Raw genomic sequence first — 22,830 nt, 5'->3', positions numbered from 1 at the left:
GGTGATCAAGGGTAACGACCGGTCGCGGAGATCACTCGTGCCAACCGTGGTGCGCTGGGTAAGGACAATGCATACCGGAGCGTCGAGAGGGTGCGGATGTCTGAGATCGGGGCGGCGGAGCCGTGGGCGGTACGCGAGACCGGCGTGCCGGACGACGACCGGCTGCGCCAGCGGGAATCCGTGTTCGCGCTGGCCAACGGCCACATCGGCTTGCGTGGCAACCTGGACGAGCCGGAGATCTGCGGCATGCCGGGCACCTACCTGAACTCGCTGTTCGAGGAGCGGGACCTCAGCTACCCCGAGGAGGGGTACGCGTTCCCGAAGCGCACCGAGACGATCGTGGACGCGCCGAACGCCAAACCGATCACGCTGACCGTCGGCGGTGAGCGCTTCGACGTGCGGACCGGCACCGTCACCCGGCACGAGCGGGTGCTCGACCTGCGGCGCGGCACGCTGGTCCGGGAGGTCGAGTGGGTCTCGCCGAACGGCGTGCGCCTGAGCCTGCGCACCGAGCGGCTGGTCTCGTTCACCCGGCCGTCGATCGCGGCGATCCGGTACGTGGCGCGCGCCGACGCGCCGCTGCGGGCCGAGTCGGACCTGCGGGTCAACGAGGAGCCGCCGGAGCAGCGGGACGATCCGCGGGCCAGCGAGATCATCCCGCGGCCGTTCGAGTCGGTGTCGCACGACCGGGACGCGCTGGTGCACCACACCCGCCGCTCGAAGATCACGGTGGCGGTCGCGGCCACGCACGTCGGCGCGGACGGAACCGCCACGTCGGAGCCCGACCTGCTGCGGTGGACCGCCGAGGGCCACGGTGAGCTGCGCTTCGACAAGATAGTGGCGTACCGGTGGGGTGGCGACGAGGACGTGCGCGCGGCCGCGCTGCAGGAGCGGGACGCGGCCGCCGAGGCCGGGTTCGACGTGCTCGCCGACGAGCAGTGCCGGCACCTGGAGGCGTTCTGGGCGGACGCGGACGTGGAGATCGACGGTGACCCGGAGGTGCAGCAGGCGGTCCGGTTCGGGCTGTTCCACGTGCTGCAGGCCGGCGCGCTGTCCGTGCCCGGCCCGGTCCCGGCCAAGGGCCTGACCGGCAACGGGTACGACGGCCACACGCTCTGGGACACCGAGATCTACGTGCTCCCGGTGCTCACCTACACCCACCCGGAGTACGCCGAGCGCGCGCTCCGCTGGCGGCACCACACGCTCGGCCACGCCCGGGACCGGGCCCGTGAGCTGGGTCTGTCCGGCGCCGCGTTCGCCTGGCGGACGATCTCCGGCCCGGAGTGCTCCGGCTACTGGCCGGCCGGCACCGCGGGCCTGCACGTCAACGCGGACATCGCCGGTGCGGTGCTGCGCTACCACGCGGCCACCGGCGACGAGACGTTCATGCGCGAGGCCGGCCGGGAGCTGATCGACGAGACCGCGCGGCTGTGGGTGAGCGTGTCGCACCTGGACGCGGACGGCGTCGCGCACATCGTGGGCGTGACCGGGCCGGACGAGTACAGCGCGCTGATGGACGACAACGTCTACACGAACCTGATGGCGCAGCAGAACCTGCGCGCGGCCGCGCTCGACGAGCACTCGCTGGAGATCGCGGACCGGATCGCGATCCCGTACGACGAGCGGCACGACGTGCACGACCAGTCGGCCGGGTTCACCCGCCTGGAGGAGTGGAACTTCCCCGGCGACCGGTTCCCGCTGATGCTGCACCACCCGTACCTCAACCTCTACCGCCGTCAGGTGGTCAAGCAGGCGGACCTGGTGCTGGCGATGCTGATGCGCGGTGACGTGTTCACGCCGGAGCAGAAGCGGCGGAACTTCGACTACTACGAGGCCCGCACGGTACGGGACTCCTCGCTCTCCGCGCCGGTCCAGGCCGTGCTCGCGGCCGAGACCGGGTACCTGTCGCTGGCCCACGCGTACCTGGCCGAGGCCGCGCTCCTCGATCTGCGCGGCGACGGCGAGTCCGGCGGCGACGGCCTGCACATCGCCGCGTGCGCGGGCGCGTGGATGGCGCTGGTGATGGGCTTCGGCGGGCTGCGCGACTGCGGCGGGCGGCTGTCCTTCGCGCCCCGGCTGGCTCCGGGCCTGTCCCGGCTGCGCTTCCGGGTCCGCTGGCGGCGGGCGCGGCTGACCGTGACCGTCACGCCGGGTGAGGTCACCTACACCGCGCGCGGCGACGCCGTGACGTTCGACCACGAGGGTACGGAGGTGACGGTCGCGGACGGGGACACCGCCACGTTCCCCCTGGCGCCGGTCGAGGACCGGCCCGCGCCGCCGTCACCCCGGCCGCCGGCGCCGCGCTGACCGGCGGATTCACCCGGATTCACTCGATTCTGACCGGGCGCTCACCGGCGTACCCACGATGGTTGTCATGGATGTGGTGACGATCCGCGTCGGGGTCGCCGGCATGCGGCCGGTGGTTGCCGAGGGTGTGCGGTCCTGGCTGCGGCAGGATCCGCGGCTGGTGGTGGCCGAGGCCGACGACGCCGACGTGCTGGTGTGCGACTCCGGCGCGCGCGTTCTCGGCCTGCACCACCGCCCGGTCGTGGTGTTCACCGTGGACCGGGACCGGCGCGAGCTGATCGCCGAGATCCTGGAGGCCGTGCCACACGGGCGGGGCACGGCTCCCAGGACCGTTCCGCAGCTGTCCGCGCGCGAGCACGCGGCGCTGTGCTGGTGGCTCGGTTCGCTGACCAAGGCGTCGGTGGCCCGCCGGATGGGCATCTCCCCGCACACCGTGGAGATGTACATCAAACGGATCCGGCAGAAGTACGCGGAGCTGGGCCACCACCTGCCGACGAAGGCGGACCTGCTGGTGCGGGCGGTGGCCGACGGGCTCTACACCACGGAGGGGCTCGCCGGCCACCGGTCTCACAGCGAGTAGACCCGCGCCCAGTCCACCTCGAAGATCGCGGTCTGCAGGCCGGTGCCGTGGAAGTTGTCCAGCTGGATCGTCTGGAACATCGGGCCCGGCGCGCACTGGATGCAGTCCGCGCTGAACACGAACCACTGCTGACCGTCGATGAAGCCCTTGACGTGCTGCGGCGTCCACTCGAACCCGAAGTTGTGCCACTGGGTCAGGTCCACGGTGCACTTCTGCGCGTGCTCCTGCACCTTGGGCTGGTGGTTCGGGTAGTGCATGAACGCCTCCGCGCACTGCTCACCGGGTGCGCCGTTCTCCAGGTAGTCGTACTCCGCGCCGGCCGGCCACTGCTCGTTGTCCGGCCAGAGCAGCAGCACCGGGTGGTACTGCTTGCCGTTGTTCGCGGACGTGGCCTGCGAACGGGCCCGCACCTCCCACCGGCCGTACTTCTGGGCGAACGTGCTGCCCAGTAGCCCGGTGTCGCCGCCGGCCTCGCCGGTCATCCGCATGATGCCGCCGAGCACGCGGCTGTTCTCCTCGCAGCGGCGGCCGTTGCCGTTGTGCCCCTCCCAGCAGCCGCTCGCCTCGCTGCCGGCCAGCGTCCACTTCGTCGCGTCCGGCTTCGCGGGCGCGGCCGTGCTGCCGTAGTTGAACTCGTCGGACGCGGGTAGCGCGGTGCCCCAGTTGAACCGCTGCGCCGCGGTGTCCGCGCCGGTGGGCGGCGGCGTGGTCGGGGGCGGCGTGGTCGGGTCCGGTCCGGGCAGCGATATCGGCTGGTAGTCGCAGGCGGTCGCGGACCAGGTCATGCCGGCCGGCCCGGTCAGCCGCGCGGTCACGTTCGCCCGGGTGGCGCCGCCCGGCGCGGTGAACTCGCCGGCGACCCGCGTCCATGTCTCCGCCGCGTTCGGTTCGACGCCGACCTCGGTGCCGTTCGAGTGCCCGAGGTAGACGCTCCCCGCGCCGTACCAGTCCACCTGCATCCGCGCGGTCACGGCCGCGGTGGTGCCGCTGACCCAGGTGTCCATCGCGAACAGCCACCGCTCGGCCTCGGTGACGTCCTTCTGCGGCAGGTACATCTCCGGGTTGACGCCGTTCGTGGACGGCTGCCGGTAGGCGTGGTCGGCCGCGACGTGCGCGCCGACCGCGACCCGCGAGCCGGTCGCGCCGGTGCCGTGCCGGCCCCAGCCGGTGATGTCCCGGTCGACGACCGGATTCGCGCACGTGTTGATCAGCGACCCGGTGCGCACGCCGCCGTCGGCCGCGGGTGCCGCCTGGGCGACGGTGATCCCGGTTCCGGTGATCACCACGAGCCCGGCGGCCGCGGCCGCCAGATAAGTCCGCATGATCCCTCCCTCTGTTAGCTGTGAAGCTCGGCGCAGGTCACGCTAGGGACGCACGCGGCCGGGCGTCATGACCCGGGAACAGGGGACACCCGCGGGCCGTCCACTGTGCCCGCGCTCCGGTCAGGTCGCGGTGAGCAAATGGTGAAACCGCAGTTCAGAACGCGTACGGACGGGTGACGCAGGCGGCACCTCTTGTCCTAGGCTGTGACGGTCGATATCGATTTCCAGGAGTGTGTGTTGCCTCATCCCGTGGAGCCGTTGTTCGCCGTGCTGGGCCCGCTCGCCGTGACCGGCACGGACGGAACCGTCGTGCCGCTGCCGCCGGGCCGCCGCCGCACGCTGCTCGCCGCGCTGCTGCGCGGGCGCAACCGCTGGGTCGACAACGACACGCTGGCCGCGGCGCTCTGGGAGCGCACCGACTATCCCAGCTCGATCAGCGGCAGCATCAAGACCTACATCCACCAACTGCGCAAGATCCTTCCACCGGGTACGGACGGGGAGGCGCGCCTGGCCGGCCGTGGTGGCGCCTACCGGCTCACGGTCGCGGACGGTGAGCTGGACGCGGACGTGTTCACCGCGCTGGCCGAGGCCGGCGTGGCCGCGCTCGGCCGGGGTGACCCGGCCGAGGCCGCGCTGCTGGAGCAGCGCGCGCTGGCGCTGTGGCGCGGCGACCCGGAGGAGGACGCGCTCGACACGGTCACCGTCCGGCACCTGGACGAGCTGCGCTGGACCGCGCGGTACGCGCTGGCCGACGCGCTGATCGCAACCGGCGAGCCGGCCGAGGCGATCGCGCTGGCCCGCGCCATGCTCACCGAGGACCGGCTGCGCGAGCCGGCCTGGGAGCGGCTGGTCGTCGCGCAGCGGGCGGCCGGCTGGCAGGTGGACGCGCTGGCCAGCTACGAGGCGGCGCGCGTGCTGCTGCTCGACACGTTCGGTGCGGAACCGGGCAGCCGGCTGCGCGAGGCGTACCGTGCCCTGCTCGCCGAGACGGCCGACCGGCCGGTCCCGGCGTCCGGCCCGCGGTCCGCGGTCGCGGTGGCGGACGCCCCGGTGCGGGCCCACCCGGCGCCGGCACCGCACGCCGCCGGCCCGTCCGGGTCCCGGCCTTCCGGTCCGGGCGTGCCGGCGTCCAACGGTTCCGGTTCGGGCGCGCCGGTGTCGCGCGTGCCCGGTCCGGGTGCGCCGGCCGTGCCGTCGCCGGTCCCGGCCGCGCCCCGCCGGCGGCCGGCGGGGACGGACGGCCGGCGGGTGCCGGCCGCGCTGCTCGCGCTGGTGGTGGCCGGGGTGCTGGTGCTGGCCGGCGGCTCGGCCACGGTGGCCGGCCGCGGTCTCCCGCAGACCGGTGGCGTCGCGGGCGGCGCGGCGGCCGCGCCGAAGATCCTCTTCGGGCTCGGGCCGGACCCGGTGCGGGCCCGCAAGTCACCGCTGATGCAGTCCGGTGTCGGCATGGTCACCACGTGGTACCACAAGCAGGGCGACCTGGACCGCTTCGAGGGCTGGCGGGCGGACGTGATCCCGCAGACGTACGCGTCCGGGCTCGCGATGCACGTGATCGTCGGGACCTGGGAGGACGGCGAGTCGGTGGACACCCGGTTCGGGCACGCGTGCGGCCAGCCCTACCCGCTGTCCGACGAGTTCGTGCCGGACATGCGGCGGCTGGCGGCGGCGTTCGCGGGCCCGGCGGACGGCCCGCCGCTCTACGTGTCGATGTTCTCCGGCCTGCAGCACCTCACGTGCGCGGACAACGGCTATCTCGACGATCCGGCGACCACGAACTACTACCTGGCGCTGAAGGAGCGGTACACCGAGCTGATGCGCGTGATGCGGGCCGCCGCGCCGAACCTGCGGATCGCGCTGAACTGGGACGGCTGGAACGCCTCGCACGACGACCCGGAGAACGGCGCGGGTCGGTCGATGTTCCAGTACTTCGTGGAGGTCATGCGCGCGTCCGACTTCCAGAGCTTCGGCGCGTTCACCGAGGACGGCAACGCGGAGCACATCGCGCAGATGGTCGGCGTGCTCGGCGAGCACGGCCCGGTGATGGTCTCCCACTACGGCCCGCACGAGGACTCGCTCGCGGTCTACCGGGACGACCTGCACCGCACGTTCCCGCCGGACGTGCTGGCCCGGCTGGTCGCGGACGGGCTGTTCGCGTTCAGTTTCAAGGACCCGGACCTGCAACGCGAGTCGCCCGAGCTGATGACGCTGACGTCCGGCATCGTGCAGGACTACGGTCAGTTCCCGCCCGTCCGCTGAGGCGTCAGCGGACGGGCGGGACCCCCCTGGGGAAAGGCTCGCTACTCCGGGTCGGAGCGGGTCAGCAGCTGCACGCCGGTGCCGAGGCGGAGCAGGTCCGCGTCGGAGACGGTGAGGTCGCCGGTGACGGTGATCTCCAGCGTGGCGTCCCAGTCGCGCACGTCGACGGTGAGCCGGGCCCCTGCGTCGTCCCGGGTCAGCGCCGCGGCGTACCCGTTGACGGTCCGGTCGGCGCCGGTCAGCTGCTGCCGCTTCCGCAGGATCAGGCTGACGTCACCGGGACCCGTGAAGATCATCCGAGACTTGGTGACCGTCGTGGTGGTCAGGCCGGCCGGGGACAGGCCGAGCCGGAACGGCGGCTGCACCTCGATCGACGCCTCGACCAGCGCGCCGGCCCACTCGACCACCTCGTCCGGCGTGTACGTGTCGTCGGTGGTCAGCGTGACCCACCGGTTCGGCGACTCCTGCCAGTAGAGCGTGAGCTGCCGGGCCGGCTGCACGTCGACGGTCCGCAGCGTGCCGGCCCGGCCGCGCACCTGCCGCGTGGTCTCCGTGCCGGGCGTGCCGAACGACGGCCGCGCACCGGACACCGTGACCGTGATGTCCGCCTCCCGCTCCGGGTCGGTGGTCTCGAAGAACCCGATCAGGTCGCCGCCGCTCATCGTGGCCACCGGCGCGCGCCGGTCGTCCGCGGCCGGCAGCGCGTACGGGAACACCGGCGCGGTCCACCCCTCGGTCAGCGTCACCGCGGTGGCGGCCGGCGCCTCGCTCTCCGGCGGCGGCGCGACCGACGACGGCGGGCTGCTCGACGGCGGCGCGGCCGACGGCGACGGGGACGTGGTGGCCGCGGCGGTGGGGGAGGGCGGCACGGCCGGTGCGGTGGCGGCCGGCGGCACCACCGGCTCCGGGCGGACGGCCAGCACGGCCACGACCGGCACGCCGACCGCGACCACGGCCACCACCGCGGACACGCCGGTGGTGATCGTGCGGCGCCGGCGGATCACCCGGGAGCGCGCGTGCACGCCGCGCAGCAGGTTGTCGTCGGAGGGGGCGCGGCCGGCCGCGTCGTGCATCGTCTCCGCCAGCAACCGGTCCAGTTCATCCATCGCCGCCCACTCCTCTCTCACTCAACATGGTCCGCATCTTGGCCAGCGCGCGGGCCGCCTGGGACCGGACCGTGGACTGCCCGCAGCCCAGCAGCGCGGCGATCTCGTCGTCCGGCAGGTCCTCGTAGAAGCGCAGCACCAGCACCGCGCGCTGGGAGCGCGGCAGCCCGGCCATCAGCTGCCACATCTGGTCGCGGGCGGCCACCCGCGCCTGCGGTTCGTCGAAGCCGGCCGGCTCCGGCACGTCCGCGAGGATCGCCTCCCGGGCGGAGAAGCGCCGCCGCCAGGAGACGAACTGGCGCACGATCGCGGTACGCACGTACGCCTCCGGGCTGTCCATCGCGGTGACCTTGGGCCAGCGCCGGTGCATGCGCGCCAGCACCTCCTGGACCAGGTCCTCCGCGAGGTGCGCGTCACCGGACAACACGTACGCGAACCGCAGCAGTGCCCGCCCGCGGCCGTGCACGAAGTCGTCGAAGTCCTCCGCACGGCCGGTGACGGCCGTCGTCGACTCGTTGGTGGTCATCGTGGCCTGTTCGCCTCGACGCCGGAGATCTCCGGGCCCGCGAGGGGCACCGGAGATCTCGAGGGCGTAGCGGAATAGGGAAACCAGCTCAGCAACCCTTGAATACGTACGAACGAGACCCTGGGGCCGTCACGTCGACGTCGCGCAGGACGATGGAGAGCTTGCTGCCGAACCCGTTGCACGCCTTCGTGAAGCCGCTCTGAGTGTATTCGATCACGACGACGTTGTTACCGTACGTGGCGGTGTAGCGGTCGCACTCGTTCCAGGCCCCGCACTCCTCCGCGACCGCGAAGTCGAAACCGGCCTTCCGCGCGTTCGCGGTGGACAGCTCGGCCAGGTTCTTCTGCCCGACGGCCAGGCCCTTGCCGTGTGCGTAGGCGGACAGCGCCGCCGCGTACTCCACCGCCTGCGCCTGGGTCAGCAGGCCGTTGGACCGCGTGTACGAGTCGAGGTTGTCCGGCTCGATGGCCTGGAAGCCCTTCGCCTTGCACCGGTCGATCCACTCGGCCGCGACCTTGGTCAGCGCGGTGCGCTTGGCCGCGGTGGAGAAGTCGAGCATCGCCTCGTCCCAGTCCTCGTCGATCACGAGGTTGCCGCCCTTGTCGCGCAGCAGCAGGTCGTTGTGGTTCTTCTCCCACCACGACTGCGCGCCGGGCTGCACCTGGAACGCGTTGATGTAGCAGATGTTGTAGATGCCCGCGGCCGGGCTGGCCTCACTGTCCCGGCTGACCACGGTCACGCCGGCCGGCGGCGGGTAGACCCCGCCGATCTGGTAGTCGAAGCCCGCGTTCGCCGGCGGCGGCGTCCAGGTGCCGGTGGGTGCGCCGGTCGTCGGGGCGGCCGCCGGCGTGCCGGCCGGCTTCGACGCGGACGGCGTCGTGCCGGGCGTGCTCCGCGACGGCGACACGCTCGGCGCGGGCGCGGTCGTGGTGGCCGCGGCGGACGGCGTGGGCGTCGGCGTCGCGGGCGCGGTCGCGACCGGCTTGGGCCGCGGCTTCCAGCGGTCCCACCAGGGGCGGGTGCCCGCGTTCGCGGTGCCGATGCCGACCCCGAGGAGCACTGCCACGGTCGCGGTGACCGTCACTCCCACTGTGATCCGCCTGCGCTTGGATGCCATCGGTGTTGTTCTCCTCGGGCCTCGCCGGTTGTTCTCCACCCCCTGAACGCGGTCACCCGGCGCCGCTGCTGCCACGGATTCGAGAATTTTTTGGGTAGTTTTGTGGTGACTTTGCGTGTCGAGCCGGCCGGTGGCACCCCGCTCACCGTTTCCGGCCGCGCGGCACCGCGGTGCCGGCGCCCCCACCGCACCGCCCGGGCATGGAGCGCCCTCGGGATCGGGGCGGCCGGCAACGCGCCGCAGAACGGCGTGAGGAGCGCGGCGTCGACGGCATACCACCGGTGCGGCCGGTACGCGACCTCGCCGGCCCGCTGCACCTCGACGCGGCTGCCCGTGGCGAACTCGCCGGCGTCGGCGATCACCACCCCGCGGCTACCTCCGGCGGCTCAGCGCGACCGCCGCGGCGGCGAGGGCGGCGGTTCCGCCCAGGCAGAGCAGCAGCAGGAGCAGGTGCCAGGGGCGCACGGCAATCATGAGCTGGGACGATACGCGATCGGCGGCGCCGGGGTCGCCCGGTGAGCGGTCCACGGCCGGCCGGGCGCGGGCCACGGCGGTCCCCGCGCCGGGACGGCCGCGGTTCGCGGCGCGTCCGGGTGGAGCGTGACCTGGGCGCGAACCGCCGGACCGGGGTGGCGGGCCGTTGCGGCGATCAGGAACCATGTCCGGGTGCACTCGTATTCTGAAGCCCGGCAGCAGGCCCAGCGGATCGCGGACGGCGGGGACCCGGCCGCGGCCCGGGCCCTGCTGGAGAACGTCGTCGACCGGGGCCGGCCCGGGCTCGCCACGGGTGACCCGGAGCTGCTTACCACCATGCGCCAGCTCGCGGGGCTGTACGCGCAGGCCGGCGACCACACCGGCGCGCGCCGGCTGCTGGAGGAGGCGTACGCGGCCGGTCAGCAGCGGATCCAGCCGGTCGACCCGGTGATGGTGCTGTTGGCGTACGACCTGGCCGTGGTCGCGGACGAGCTGGCCAACCGGCTGGTGGCGAAGAAGAACTTCGCGCTGGTCGCGGAGCACGGCCCGGCCGCGCTCGGCGACGGGCACCCGGCGGTGACGCACGCCCGCGACTACGTGGCGGCGGGCACCCCGGCCGCGACCGAGGACGGTTTCCCGACCACCCGGATGTCGCCGGTTCCGGCGGAGACGCCCACGGCCCCGCCGGCGCCGTTCGCGACGCCGGTCGCCGGGCCGGGTTACGGGCAGCCGGTCTCCGGCGTGCCGGGCCGGGCCGTCTCCGGCGTCCCCGGCTACGGCCAGCCGGTGTCCGGCGTGCCGGGTCAGCCGGTATCGGGTGCGGCGGGCTATGGCCAGCCGGTGTCGGGTGCGGCGGGCTACGGCCAGCCGGTGTCGGGTGCGGCGGGCTACGGCCAGCCGGTGTCCGGTGTGCCGGGTCAGCCCGTCTCCGGTGGGCCCGGCTACGGGCCGCCGGTGTCGGGATCGCCGATGTTCGGGGTGCCGGTCTCCGGCACGCCGGTGTCGTCGTCGCCGTTCGGGGCGCCGGGCGAGGGGCGGAAGCCGCACCGTACGCCCTGGGTGATCGCCGCGGCCGCCACCGTCTTCGCCGTGCTCATGCTGGTTGTCGTGCTGGTCCGGCCCGGTGCCGATCCGGCGACGCCGGTGGCCGGCCCGACGGGCGAGCCGGCCACCACGGCGGGGACCTCCGGCACCGGTGACGCCGCGCTCGGCGCGCTGCCGTCGCCGGCGCCCTCCGCCTCGCCTGCCCCGGCCGGCACCACGGCCGCGCCACCCCCGCCGGCACCGGCGGCGACGACGGCCGCGCCGGCCAACCCGCCGGCCACCACCACCCAGATCGTCTCGCCGAGGAACGGCGCCGGCGTCTCCCGCGACTTCACGGTCTCGTTCGCGGTCTCCGGCGCGGACGCGGCCGCCACCGGCACGAAGCTCGCGCTGACCGTCTGCGTCAAGGAGTGGTGCTTCCTCGACGGCCCGATCACGATCAAGAACGGTGTCGCGGAGGACTACACGGTCACGCTCGGCCCCAAGGACGGCGAGGGCATCGGTGAGAAGTGGACCGTGCGCGTCGACCGGCTGTCCCAGGCCGACTACACGTTCCTGGCCGACCACAAGCGGAAGGCGACCGAGGAGGGCACGTGGGGCGCCGGGGTCACCACCCCGATCGACCGGCTCAACAAGACGCCGGTCAGCTCCGTCGTGGTGACCAAGACCAGCTGATCCGCTCAGCGCGCGTTCAGGCGGGCGCTGGCGGCGACGGTCTCCTCGGTCTCGGCGCGGCGCCGCAGCTCGTAGGCGGCGAACGCGGCCGGGAGGTCGTCGCCGTGCGCGGTGAGCGCGGCGGCCAGCGCGACCGCGTCCGCGAGCGCCATCGACGCGCCCTGGGCCGCCGCCGGCGAGGCCGCGTGGGCCGCGTCGCCGGTCAGCACCATCCGGCCGTCGTGCCAGCGGGGTGTGGTCGGGATGTCGTAGGAGTCGCCGCCGACCACCTCGGCGCCGGTCGCCGCGATGATCGCGGCCGCCGGCGTGGCGTCGTCACGGAACGCGGCCAGTGCCAGTTCCCGCCACCCGGCCGGGGTGGCGCCACCGCCGCCGGGCGCACCGGGGATCCGGGCGAACCACCAGGTGCGGCCGTCGCCGGGCGCGGTGCAGCCGAAGGACGCCCGACCGCCGCTGATCATGTGGTACGTGTCCGGCGGCACGTCGCCGGGGTTGCCGTCGGCATAGCCGTAGACCACGTGCCGGCCGGTGAAGCGCGGGCGCGGCGCGTCCGGGTCGATCAGGCCGCGGACGCGGGAGTGGATGCCGTCCGCGCCGACCAGGAACGTGCCCTCGGCCGCGCCGCCGTCCTCGAAACCGGCCCGGACCCCCGCGGCCGTGCCGCCGTCGGTGGCACGAGCGTCGAGGCCCGCGGTCGCGCCGGTCAGCCGCCGGCCGTGGTGGATCGGGATGCCGTGCGCCGCCACCTGTTCCTGCAGCACGCGGTAGAGCGCGGCGCGGCGCATCGTGCGGGCCGGCCCCTCGATCGGGCGTTCCCCGAGGCGGCGGCCGGCCGCGTCGAACAGGGCCACGGCCCGCGCCGGGTGGGACGCCTCGATCACGGCCTGCGCCGCGCCGATCGAGTCGAGCGCGGCCATGCCGTTCGCCATCACGGTGAGGAACGCGCCGGCGTCGTCGCCACCGGACCGGTGCGCCTCGAAGACCGCGGACGCGATGCCGGCCCGGTGCAGCGCGAGCGCGGTGGCGGCGCCGGCGACGCCGCCACCGATGATCAGTGCCTGGGTCCGCTCCATGCGGGCCAGCTTAGGGCTCAGCGAACCACTGTGTTGCTCGCCCAGATCGCCTTGCCGGTGGCGTTGCGGTAGAGCACCAGGTTGCCGTCGTCCTGCAGGCGCAGCGTGCTCGCCCCGGCCGTCCAGGTCTTCGTGTCCCAGACCGCGACCGGGCCGTCCGGGTTCTTGTAGAGGACCAGGTTGCCGTCCGGCTGGTTGAGCAGCCGCCGCCCGCCGGTGTTCGTGACGCTCCACAGTGCCCGGCCGTTCGACGAGTCGTAGAGCACCAGGTTCCCGTCGGCCTGCATCCACAGGTAGAAGCGCCCGTTCGGCGACCGCATGGCGGACAGCTTCCGGATGCTCTGCCCGGTGGTCAGGCCGGCCGGCATGTGGTTGGCCACCTTGTTCACCAGCTCGCTGTAGCGCGGTTCCTTCGGCGTGCCGTCGCGGTGGACGATGCCGTAGTGGCACTCCGGGTCCTGGTTCGCGTCCGTGCACGCGGCCCAGTCCCGGTACTGGTAGAGGAACAGCGGCCCGGCGTAGTCCAGTTCGCGCCACATGTGCACGCCCTCGACGTCGAAGTCGCGGATCAGCTCCAGCGACGGGTGGTTCGTGCCGAGGCCGGACGCGGTGGGGTAGCCCCACTCGGTGCCCCAGATCTTCTTGCCCGCGTCACCGTTGTCGACCAGCACCTTGCGCAGCGCGGCCAGCTGCCCGCACGGCGCCGCCCCGGGCTGGTAGCGCGGCCCGAACAGCACCCGGTCCGGGCGTGCGCAGTCCGACTGCGCCGGGCCCTGGCGCTGATGCCAGATGGGGTACGGGTGGTGCGCCACCGCGTCGAAGTCGTCGCCGAACCCGTTCGCGTACGCCCAGGTCAGCCACGCCGCGGGGGAGTTCGGGTTGGGCACGGTGGCCGGCACGGCGGGCTGGTTGGCGGGCCGGGTGCCGGCCGCGGAACCGCCGGCGAGCACGGTGCAGTCCGCGCACTCCGCCTTGATCCGCGCGTTGCTGAGCCGGACCACCTCCCAGTAGCGGGTCCGGCGGGCGAGGTCGGAGCCGTCGCCGTAGTTGCCGAACGCGGCGTGGTTCGGCTCGTTCCAGATCTCGTAGGCGTAGACCTTCCCCGCGTACCGCCGGGTCAGGGCCGTGACGAACGCGGCCCACTCGTCGTCCCACTCGGGCAGCGGGAACCAGTGGTCCAGACCGTCCGCCGCGCCGTGCCCGCCGCTCGCCCACGGCGGCGAGTAGGTGACCAGCAGCAGGATCTTCATGCCGGCCGCGTGCGCGCGTTCGATCGCCGGGTCGTAGCGCGCGAAATCGTAGGCCAGCTCCGGCCGGTCCTGCACGCCCCACCAGGACACCTCGATCCGGATCGGCTTGCCCGCCGGGTCCGGGATCTGGTCCGGGCCGCCCAGCCCGACGTCCTGGTTGGAGAAGACCGGTGCCGCGGCCACCGCCGGTGCCGCGGTCAGGCTCGGTGTCACCGTGACGAGCACGGCGACGGCGAGCGCGATGAGGCGTCTCACCCCGTGTTACCCCCGTGATTCAACAATGGACATATCCACATGCGGCCATTTACTGTTCGGCCGTCCGGTGGCAGCGTAGCGGCATGAGACGGAGAGCAGCGCTAGTCACGGCGCTTATCGCGGCGATGATCGGGGCGTCGGCGACACCGGCGAGCGCCGCGGCGCCGGCACCGAGGTTCACCCATCTGGTGCCCGGCGGCCAGCCGAACCTCGTGGAGAAGGTGCCGGTCAACGTGGTGTTCCTCGGGTTCGACCGGACCGAGGTGGACCAGGCGGCGTTCACGTCCGGCCTGGCCCGGACGTACGAGCCGGAGGTGACCTCCCGCCGGTGGTACGGCGAGCAGGAGAAGCTCGGCATCAGGTACATCTACGACTACAAGGTCTCCTACACCGACCGCGGGTACGAGGACCGCTTCTTCCGGAAGCTGTCCAGCCTCGCCACCCCGGCGCCGCTGACCGAGTACCAGGAGACGTACAACGCGCAGGAGCGCAACGTCCTGGACGTCACGGACAACCACTACATCGACGCGCCCACGGTGGAGAAGTACCTGGCGTTCAACCCGCCGCACGGTGTCGACACCCGGCGCAACACGGTCTTCCTGATCAACTGGTACGGGCGGGCGGACTTCAAGTTCCACGTCTACACCAAGACCGGTGAGCCGGACCCGGACACCGGCTTCGACTTCGGCGCGAACCGGGACAGCCGCAAGCTGATGGCCTGGGGCGGCACCACGGCCGACGACGAGGAGACCGGGCTGGGCGCCACCCGCCGGGTCTGGTTCGCCGACCTGTCCGCCGGCCCGGACGCGAACATGACCAACTTCATCGTCGACGAGCAGGACGTGGACGGCGACGGCGAGCCGGACTACCGGCTGCCGACCTCCTGGGAGTACGCCGACGGCGGCTTCCGGGCGCCCGGCGCGCTCGCCGGTGACCTGGCCAAGCTCACCCGGTTCGTGGCGCTGGACCTGCTGATGACCACGTCGCCGATCTACCCGGTCGAGCTGCCCGCCCGGTTGCCGAAGTCGATCAACCTGGACAGCAACACGTACGAGGGCTGGCCGGGCGTGGACGGCTCCTCGTACATCTCGGCGGACCTGCTGGTGGACGAGCTGTCCGAGCTGCGCTGGCGCAACCGGCTGGACTTCGACGACCAGGACCTGCCGTTCGACGACCGGAACCGGGCCTGCTACACCGGCCAGTACGTGACCGGTGAACCGTGCTACCCCGGTCAGACGCTGCCGCCGGCCGCGAACCTGTACCTCTACAACCTGGAGAACCTGGAGCGGACCCAGGACGACGCCGGCCGGGTCGACTACGAGCTGCCGCTGTTCAACTACGTGACCGAGGCGAACGCCAGCGGGCTGCTCGGCTACGCGGACGACAACTGGGTGGACGGCACCGCCAGCTACGTCTACTCGTTCCTCAACCCGCAGGTCGTGGCCGCCGGCTACGGGCTGACCACCACGCAGATCCACGAGGTCGGTCACCACCTCGGCATGCACCACCCGCACGACGGGTGGGACAGCGAGTCGGCGACCGAGATCAACCCGACCGGTGACCACTACTTCGCCTGGGTCGGCGACGAATCCAACTCGATGATGAGCTACATCGACGTGAACTGGGACTTCAGCCAGTTCGACCGGGACAACAGCGACCGGTTCCTCACCGCGGCGTACGTGGAGGCGGCCAACCGGCTCGCCGCGGACGTGCTGGCCGACCCGGACGCCCGGAAGGCGACCGCGGACCTGCACGCCGCGGACGTGACGATCGGGCTGGCGAAGAAGGCGTTCGCCGCGCACGACTACCGGCTCGCCTACACGCTGGCCGAGGCGGCGTACGACCGCGTGGTGCGGGCGGCCGGCCGGGCCGGCGTCGACCCGGCGAGCGCGGCCCGGGCGATGCACGCCGAGGCGGAGGCCATGCGGGTGTCCGCGAAGGCGGAGAACCCGCACGAGTTCATCGACACGCTGGAGCCGGGCAGCGGCCCGCGTTCCAGGCCGTAGCACCACCGTGGCGGCCGGGGTCGGTGTGACCCCGGCCGCTAATCTATCCGGCGTGCCACGATCGTCGTTGACTGCCGTTGTCCGACAAGCCACCGATGCCGACGTCGCCGAGATCGCCCGGATCTGCAGCACGGCGTACCGGGATACCTACCGTGAGCTGCTGCCGGCGGGGTACATCGAGCGCAGCGTCGTCGCGTTCTACGACCAGCGACGGGTGGCCAGGGAGATCGCCCCGGCCTCGTCCCAGTGGTTCGGCTATCAGGTCGTCGAGGAGCACGGCCGGGTGCTCGGCGCGGCCGGCGGCGGCATGATCAGCGCACGCGCCGGTGAGCTGTCGCTGGTCTACCTGGAGGCGACCGCGCGCGGCCGTGGCCTGGGCACCCTGCTGCTGGACCGGGTCGTCACGCAGATCCGCGAGGCCGGCGGCCGGGAGGTGTGGGTGTCGGTGTTCCTCGGCGACAGCCCGGGCATCGCCTTCTACCGGGCGCGTGGCTTCCAGCCGGTGAGCACGGTGCAGGCGGCGCTGTCCCGGGTCGACGACCACATCGTCAGCCTGCGGATGCGCCGGATGCTGGACTGACGAGCGGCCCACTACAATCGCTGCATCCCCAGGACACGGCAGCGTGAAAGTGTGAGCCCTTGATCGCCAGCATGACTGTCAGCCGGCAGTCCGACGTGCCGGTCTACCGTCAGATCGTCTCCCAGGTGACGCTCATGATCGAGATGGGTCTGCTGGGCGACGGCGAACGGCTGCCGGGCTCGCGGCTGCTGGCCAGCAACCTCGGCATCAACCGCAACACCGTCGCCCACGCCTACGGTGAGCTGCGCGAACTCGGGCTGATCGAGCCACGCGGCCGCAACGGCATGGTGGTCGTCGGCGGCGGCCGGGCCCGCACCACGTCCGAGGCCCGCAACCGGGCGCGCGAGATCCTTTCCGCCGCGGCCCGCGAGTGCCTCGAGCTCGGGCTCACCGCCGCCGAGATCCGCGACCTGATCGCCGGCCTGGCCGCGTGGGAGGTCGACCGGACGCTCGCGGTCTCGTTCGTGGAGTGCAACGACGAGCGCGCGCGATACTTCGCGACCGAGCTCGGCACGCGGCTCGGCGTCACGGTCAAGCCGCTGGTGCTCGGCGCGTTCGACGCCGCGGCGGAGCGGCCTGACCTGGTGCTGACCACGTTCTTCCACCTGTCCGAGGTCCGCACGCTGCTGCGGCGGCCGGAGACCGAGGTGGTCGCGATCGTGGCGGCACCGCACATCCAGACGCTGGTGCAGATCGCCCAGGTGCCGAAGGACCGCACGGTCGGGCTGCTCTACTCCACCGAGGACCAGGCGGTCAGCATCCGCGACTCGCTGACCCAGGCCGGCGTGACCAACATCGAGGTGCTGACCGGCACCACGGACGAGGACCTGCGCGACGTCGATCTGGTGGTGGTCCCGAGCGAGAGCCCCGACCTGGCCCGCCGCCTGGCCGGCCGGGCCCGGGTGATCGAGTTCGGCAACGTGCTGGACGCGGCCTCGGTCCGGATGGCCGGCGAGGTGATGCGCGACCTCCAGCTCACGAAGACCCAGGCCCGTTAGGCCCGGTGCTGTGTGTGGGCTTTTGTGACGTGCGGCCGGGCGGCGCCCGGACCGCGCCGCAGCCCGGCCATCCACGTCGAACACCGGGCCTGATCAGAAGGCGAAGCGGTTCTTGCCGGCGGTCTTCGCCGTGTACATCGCGGTGTCCGCGTCGCGGATGATGTCGTCGACGTCGGCTCCGGGCCGGTTGACGGCGATCCCGACGCTGGCCGACACCGTCGCGACGGTGCCGTCCTCCAGCGTGATCGGCGCCTGCACCGCCGTGACCACCCGTTCGGCCGCGACCCGGGCGTCGGCCGGGCCGGCGAGGGACTCGAGGATGATGGCGTACTCGTCGCCGCCGAACCGCGCGACCGTGTCCGCCGCCCGCAGCCCGGTCCGCAGCCGGTCCGCGACCGTGCGCAGCACCGTGTCGCCCGCCTGGTGACCGTGCCGGTCGTTGATCTCCTTGAAGCCGTCCAGGTCGATGAACAGCACCGCGAACGCCCGCCCCTCCCGCGCGTGGGTGTGCCACGCGTGGGTCAGCCGGTCGTAGAACAGCAGCCGGTTCGCCAGCCCGGTCAGCGGATCGTGGAACGCGAGGTGCTGCAGCTCCTGCTCCCGCTCGCGCAGCTGCGCCTCGACCTGCTCGCGCCGCGCGATGTCGAGGCGCAGCGCGGTGGTGGCCCGGTCGACCTGGTCCAGCGCGCGCCCCCGGCTGCCGGCCAGGATGCCGGTCATCGCGGCGAGCATCACGGTCAGCGCGGCCCCGGACGCGAGCGTGAGTTCGCTCAGGCCGCCCTCCGCGTCCGAGACCAGGCGCGTGGTCGGCGCCATCGAGACCCGCCACCGCCGCCCGCCGACCGTCAGTTCGTGCCGGCGGTCCAGCGTGGTGCCGGCCGCGCGCCGGCCGGGCGCGACCGAGGCCAGTTCGATGCCGGCGTCCGGGTCGACGACCGTGGCCTGCACCGCGTTCTCGCCGCGGTCGAGCAGCGTCTGGGCCAGGAAGTCCTGGGTGCGCAGCTTCATCACGGCCCAGCCGCGGAACGCGTCCGCGCTGTCCGCGAACGACAGGACCGGCGCCGCGAGCAGCACGAACGTGCGCCGGGACCCGGTCGCGGTCTCGTTGTCCAGGACGGGCTGGAACGCCGGGCTGATCGCCAGCGCGCGCCGGCTGCGGGCCTGCCGCAGCACCTCGGCCGCGGCCGGGTTCCCGGCCAGGTCGACGCCCTGCTGGTCCGGGTACCCGTCGAAGACCTTGTCGTAGATCACGAACGAGTGGTTGTCCGCGCCGTCCGCCGGGCGCAACGTCAGCCCGTCCGCGCCGTACCCGCGCCAGCGCCGCTGCAGGTCCGGGATCTGCGCGGTGGTGGCGGGCACGACGAAGCCGATCCGGGTGGCGCCGTGCAGCCGGACGTTGGTCAGCCCGGCCGTGATCCGGACGAAGTCGTCGCGGTACAGGTCGGTCTGCGAGGCCAGCGAGTAGGCCAGATCGGTCAGCACGCTGCCGTAGTCGGTGGCCGCGTGCGTGACCGCGGCGGTCACGTCCCCGGCGCTGGCGTCCATGGCCGCGGCGGTGTACCGGGCGTCGCCGGCCCGGACCACCGAGTGCGCGGCCACGGTCATCACCAGACCGCCGGCCAGCACGAGCGCGACGAGCAGGACGCTGGTCCAGCGCCTCCGCGACGTACCCACCCGGTGCTCATCGGCCGGTGCGGCCCGAACCTGAGGATCATTGACTTTCGTCGCTCGGTGATGGCAACGTGATCACACATCGGTGACGGGAGTGTCGATGATTCGCAATGTGCTGGTGGCCGCGCTGTTGCTCGTTCCGGAGGCGCCGGTGGCCGCACCGCCCGAGCCCGTCGATCTGGTCCGGCCGTTCGTCGGCACGCAGAACTTCGGCAACACGTTCCCCGGCGCCGCCGCGCCGTTCGGCATGGTGCAGGTCAGCCCGGACACCGGCGGTCAGGGCGGCTACGACTACCTCGCCGACTCGATCTACGGCTTCAGTCAGACGCACCTGTCCGGCGTCGGCTGCGGCGTCGCCGGTGAGCTGCCGATCATGCCGACCACCGGCGCGGTCGGCAGTACCGACCACACCGCGTACCGGTCCGCGTTCTCGCACGACGACGAGGAGGCGAGCCCGGGCTACTACCGGGTCGGGCTGAGCCGCTACGGCATCGACGCGGAACTGACCGCGACCGCGCGCACCGGCTGGCAGCGCTATTCGTTCCCGGCCACCGAGCAGGCGAACGTGCTGTTCAACACCGGCAAGGCGAACCAGAACGTGTTCGGCTCGGAGATCCACGTGGTCGGCGACCGGACGCTGACCGGCCGGGTGAACGCGGGCAACTTCTGCGCCGGCAAGGACGACCACACCGTGTGGTTCACGGCCGAGTTCGACCGGCCGTTCACCGCGTTCGGCACCTGGCGCGGCGCGGACCTGACGGCCGGCAGCCGGGACGCGGCCGGCGCGGGCGGTAACGGCGCCTACGTCACGTTCGACACCCGTACCGACCGGGACGTAGTGGTCAAGGTCGGGCTGTCCTACACCGGCGCGGACGGAGCGCGGAAGAACCTGACCGCGGAGACCGGCGACGGCTTCGACTTCGACGCGGTCCGCGACGCGCTGCGCGCCGAGTGGGCCGACGCCCTGCGCAGGATCACGATCGACGGCGGTACGGAGGAGCGCCGCGCGGTCTTCTACACCGCGCTCTACCACTCGCTGCTGCACCCGAACGTGGCCGGCGACGTGGACGGCCGCTACGTCGGCTTCGACCGGCGGGTGCACACCGCGGACGGGTACACGCCGTACCAGAACTTCTCGCTGTGGGACACGTACCGCCCGCAGAACCAGCTGCTCGAGCTGATCGCACCGGACGTGGCCCGCGACGTCGCGCTCTCCGTGCTGGCGATCGGCCGGGACGGCGGCTGGCTGCCCCGGTGGGCGCTGGCGAACAGCGAGACCAACATCATGACCGGCGACCCGGTCACCCCGTTCCTCGTCGAGAACTGGTCGAAGGGCCTGCTCGAGGGGCACGAGGAGGAGGCCTATGCGCTGCTCCGGGCGAACGCCACCAGCCAGCCGCCGGCCGACTCGCCGTACAACGGGCGCACCGGGCAGGACTTCTACGCCGACCGCGGCTACATCCCGTCCGGGCTGCGGCTCGGCACCGACTGCGTGCACAAGGGCGGCGACAACGACTGCGTCCACCCGGCGTCCGCCACGCTCGAGTACTCCGCCGCCGACGCCGCGCTCGCGCTGATGGCCCAGGGGCTCGGCAAGACCCAGGACGCGCGGATGTTCGCGGCCCGCGGCCAGTGGTACCGCAACCTGTGGGACTCCGCGACCCGGCAGTTCCGCCCGCGCACGGTCGACGGCACCTGGCTCACGCCGTACGACCCGGTCGCGGCGTCGCACCAGTTCCACGAGGGCGGCGCCCACCAGTACCAGTGGCTGGTGCCGCAGGACCCGGCCGGGCTGGTCTCGCTGATGGGCGGCCGGCGCGCCGCCGAGCAACGGCTGGACGAGTTCTTCGTGCACGACAAGCTGCTCACCGACCCGGCCGGCACCGCGCGCACCGACTGGATCGCCGCGCCGTACGACTACTACGCCAAGCCGACCTACAACCCGAACAACGAGCCGGACCTGCTCGCGCCGTACATGTACCACTGGGCCGGCGCGCCCGCGAAGGCCGCGACCGTGGTCCGGGCCGCGATGACGCTGTTCACCACCGGGCCGGACGGCATGACCGGCAACGACGACCTCGGCACGATGAGCGCCTGGTACGTCTTCTCCGCGCTGGGCCTCTACCCGACGATGAGCGGCGCGGACTTCCTCACGGTGTCCAGCCCGGTCTTCCCGGGCGCGACCGTGCGGACCGGCACCGGCACGCTGCGCATCACCGCGCCGGGCGTCTCCGACACCGCGCGCTACGTGCAGGACGTCCGGCTGGACGGCGGCCGGCTCACCCGGAACTGGGTGACGTGGGACGCGGTGGCGGACGGCGGCACGCTCGCCCACGCGGTCGGCAGCCGCCCGTCCCGCTGGGGCACCGCGCCGCAGGCGGAGCCGCCGTCGGTGAACCGGGCGCCGCAGGACGGCCGCCGCCACGTCGACGCGTCGCTGCGGCCCGCGTCGGCCGCGCTGCCGGCCGGCGGCACCACCACGTTCACCGTCGACGTGGTGGCCCAGTCGCCGACCACGCTGCGGCCCACGATCACCGCGACCGGCCCGGCCGGCTGGACCGTCGCGGTCAGCCCCACGCGGTTGCCGGCGCTGCGGTCGTCGCATCTGCCGGTCGCGACGACCGCCACCGTCACGGTCACCGCACCGGCCGGGGTCGCCGACGGGACGTACCCGGTGCAGGTCACCGTGGGCGGGGCGAACACGGTCACCCGGACCGCCTCGGTCGCGGTCCGACCCGCGCTGACCTGCGCGCCCGGCACGTCCTGCGCCGTCGACCTGACCCCGGAACTGACCCGGGACGGCACCGCCACCGTCGCGGCGACCACGGAGGGCAACTTCGACACCGTCGGCTGGAGCTACGACGCCGCGCTGCTCCCGCCGGCCGGCCCGGTCACCTGGAACGGCGTCACCTACCAGGCACCGGACCCGGCCGGCACCGCACCCAACCTCGTCACCGCGACCGGCCAGTCGCTGGTGCTGCCGCAGGGCGCGCACAACGCCCTGGAACTGGTCGCGACCAGCCACAACGGCCCGGTGACCGGCGCGTTCACCATCGGCTACGCGGACGGCGGCACCGACACCCGCGCGGTCACGGTCGCGGACTGGTGCGGCGCACCCGCGGCCGGCTCCACCACCGCGCTCGCCATGCCGCACCGGATCAAGGCCGGCCAGGGCGTCGACGGCCCACCGGTCAGCCTGTTCGCGATCAGCGTGCCGCTCACCCCGGGCAAACAGATCCGCTCGCTCACACTCCCGGACGACAACCGCATCCAGGTGTACGCGATCACCCTCCGCTGACGCCCCGGCCGCACGCTCCGACCGGCGCCGGGAAGATCGGGGACGCGGTTCCCGGTCTTCCCGCTTCGGGAGCCCACGTCCCGGCCGGTGAGGGTGCCAATCCTTGCTTTCCCGCTTCCGGCGTGGTGCGGCCCGCATGCTCCCGCGGGCCAACCTCGCCGGCCGGCAAGACTCCGCCGGCGCTCCGCTTGCCGGCCGGCTTCGGAGCCGGTGCCGCGCGGTGCCGGGAAACACCCACGCCACCACCGCCGCACCGCGGCACCCACGCCGCGGCGTGAGATCCGCGGTGGCC

16 protein-coding genes are annotated in these 22,830 nt (G+C 73.1%); 8 read left to right on the top strand and 8 right to left on the bottom strand.

Translation table 11 applies throughout. The features are described from left to right. The first annotated feature begins 96 nt into the window (after nucleotides 1–96). Together J2S44_RS03415 and J2S44_RS03410 are read left to right on the top strand one after the other, a co-directional pair. A complete protein-coding gene (locus J2S44_RS03415; RefSeq protein ID WP_310408942.1) occupies nucleotides 97–2,307 on the top strand; it encodes a glycoside hydrolase family 65 protein in 2,211 nt (736 codons plus the stop codon). Nucleotides 2,308–2,374: 67 nt separating this feature from the next. Next, nucleotides 2,375–2,887, top strand: coding sequence for a response regulator transcription factor (locus J2S44_RS03410; protein ID WP_310408941.1), 513 nt, complete (start codon nucleotides 2,375–2,377; stop codon nucleotides 2,885–2,887). On the opposite strand, the gene J2S44_RS03405 is transcribed toward J2S44_RS03410, so the two are convergent. Next, complete coding sequence (locus J2S44_RS03405; RefSeq protein WP_310408939.1) at nucleotides 2,875–4,209, bottom strand: glycoside hydrolase family 16 protein; 1,335 nt, start codon at nucleotides 4,207–4,209, stop codon at nucleotides 2,875–2,877. The two genes, J2S44_RS03410 and J2S44_RS03405, sit on opposite strands and share 13 nt — an antisense overlap. 249 nt (nucleotides 4,210–4,458) lie before the next feature. On the opposite strand from J2S44_RS03405, the gene J2S44_RS03400 reads away from it, so the two are divergent. Continuing rightward, a complete protein-coding gene (locus J2S44_RS03400; RefSeq protein ID WP_310408938.1) occupies nucleotides 4,459–6,465 on the top strand; it encodes a BTAD domain-containing putative transcriptional regulator in 2,007 nt (668 codons plus the stop codon). Between the two features lie 41 nt (nucleotides 6,466–6,506). On the opposite strand, the gene J2S44_RS03395 is transcribed toward J2S44_RS03400, so the two are convergent. The 4 genes from J2S44_RS03395 to J2S44_RS03380 form a co-directional block, all read right to left on the bottom strand. Then, entirely contained in the window at nucleotides 6,507–7,571 is a 1,065-nt protein-coding gene (locus J2S44_RS03395) for a hypothetical protein (protein ID WP_310408936.1), read from the bottom strand. After that, nucleotides 7,564–8,097, bottom strand: coding sequence for a SigE family RNA polymerase sigma factor (locus tag J2S44_RS03390; protein ID WP_310408935.1), 534 nt, complete (start codon nucleotides 8,095–8,097; stop codon nucleotides 7,564–7,566). The genes J2S44_RS03395 and J2S44_RS03390 overlap by 8 nt, the downstream gene beginning before the upstream one ends. 88 nt (nucleotides 8,098–8,185) lie before the next feature. Next, nucleotides 8,186–9,163 (bottom strand): endo alpha-1,4 polygalactosaminidase, encoded by a 978-nt coding sequence (locus J2S44_RS03385; RefSeq protein WP_310408934.1) that lies wholly within the window; start codon nucleotides 9,161–9,163, stop codon nucleotides 8,186–8,188. A 14-nt stretch (nucleotides 9,164–9,177) separates the two neighbouring features. After that, the gene (locus tag J2S44_RS03380; RefSeq protein ID WP_310408932.1) at nucleotides 9,178–9,579 is read right to left on the bottom strand and encodes a hypothetical protein; all 402 of its coding nucleotides are present in this window, start codon (nucleotides 9,577–9,579) and stop codon (nucleotides 9,178–9,180) included. Between the two features lie 301 nt (nucleotides 9,580–9,880). On the opposite strand from J2S44_RS03380, the gene J2S44_RS03375 reads away from it, so the two are divergent. Then, nucleotides 9,881–11,407, top strand: coding sequence for a hypothetical protein (locus tag J2S44_RS03375; protein ID WP_310408931.1), 1,527 nt, complete (start codon nucleotides 9,881–9,883; stop codon nucleotides 11,405–11,407). A 5-nt stretch (nucleotides 11,408–11,412) separates the two neighbouring features. Here J2S44_RS03375 and J2S44_RS03370 read toward each other — a convergent pair whose 3' ends face one another. Both J2S44_RS03370 and J2S44_RS03365 read right to left on the bottom strand, forming a co-directional pair. Continuing rightward, entirely contained in the window at nucleotides 11,413–12,480 is a 1,068-nt protein-coding gene (locus J2S44_RS03370; protein WP_310408929.1) for an FAD-dependent monooxygenase, read from the bottom strand. Nucleotides 12,481–12,497: 17 nt separating this feature from the next. Then, complete coding sequence (locus tag J2S44_RS03365) at nucleotides 12,498–13,985, bottom strand: hypothetical protein (protein WP_310408927.1); 1,488 nt, start codon at nucleotides 13,983–13,985, stop codon at nucleotides 12,498–12,500. Between the two features lie 125 nt (nucleotides 13,986–14,110). Between J2S44_RS03365 and J2S44_RS03360 the strand changes: the two genes are divergently transcribed. The 3 genes from J2S44_RS03360 to J2S44_RS03350 all read left to right on the top strand — a co-directional run bounded on the left by J2S44_RS03360 (nucleotide 14,111) and on the right by J2S44_RS03350 (nucleotide 17,569). Then, nucleotides 14,111–15,991 carry a zinc metalloprotease gene (locus J2S44_RS03360; RefSeq protein WP_310408926.1) on the top strand — a complete coding sequence of 627 codons (1,881 nt, stop codon included), beginning with the start codon at nucleotides 14,111–14,113 and terminating at the stop codon, nucleotides 15,989–15,991. Between the two features lie 67 nt (nucleotides 15,992–16,058). Beyond that, nucleotides 16,059–16,571: a GNAT family N-acetyltransferase gene (locus J2S44_RS03355; RefSeq protein WP_310408925.1), complete on the top strand. Its 513-nt coding sequence runs from the start codon at nucleotides 16,059–16,061 to the stop codon at nucleotides 16,569–16,571. A 71-nt stretch (nucleotides 16,572–16,642) separates the two neighbouring features. After that, nucleotides 16,643–17,569, top strand: a complete 927-nt coding sequence (locus tag J2S44_RS03350) for a GntR family transcriptional regulator (protein WP_310408924.1) — start codon at nucleotides 16,643–16,645, stop codon at nucleotides 17,567–17,569. A 93-nt stretch (nucleotides 17,570–17,662) separates the two neighbouring features. Here the strand turns inward: J2S44_RS03350 and J2S44_RS03345 are convergent, their stop codons facing one another. After that, the gene (locus J2S44_RS03345) at nucleotides 17,663–19,243 is read right to left on the bottom strand and encodes a diguanylate cyclase domain-containing protein (protein ID WP_310408923.1); all 1,581 of its coding nucleotides are present in this window, start codon (nucleotides 19,241–19,243) and stop codon (nucleotides 17,663–17,665) included. 97 nt (nucleotides 19,244–19,340) lie between these two features. Between J2S44_RS03345 and J2S44_RS03340 the strand changes: the two genes are divergently transcribed. Further along, on the top strand, nucleotides 19,341–22,538 hold the full coding sequence (locus tag J2S44_RS03340; RefSeq protein WP_310408922.1) for a GH92 family glycosyl hydrolase: 3,198 nt from the start codon (nucleotides 19,341–19,343) through the stop codon (nucleotides 22,536–22,538). The last annotated feature ends 292 nt before the right edge of the window (nucleotides 22,539–22,830 follow it).

Origin of the sequence: Catenuloplanes niger (genome assembly GCF_031458255.1) — a bacterium.
Taxonomy (GTDB): Bacteria; Actinomycetota; Actinomycetes; order Mycobacteriales; family Micromonosporaceae; genus Catenuloplanes; species Catenuloplanes niger.
The sequence above is the reverse complement of the archived record's forward strand: the minus strand, read 5'-3'. Positions and strand labels throughout refer to the sequence as shown.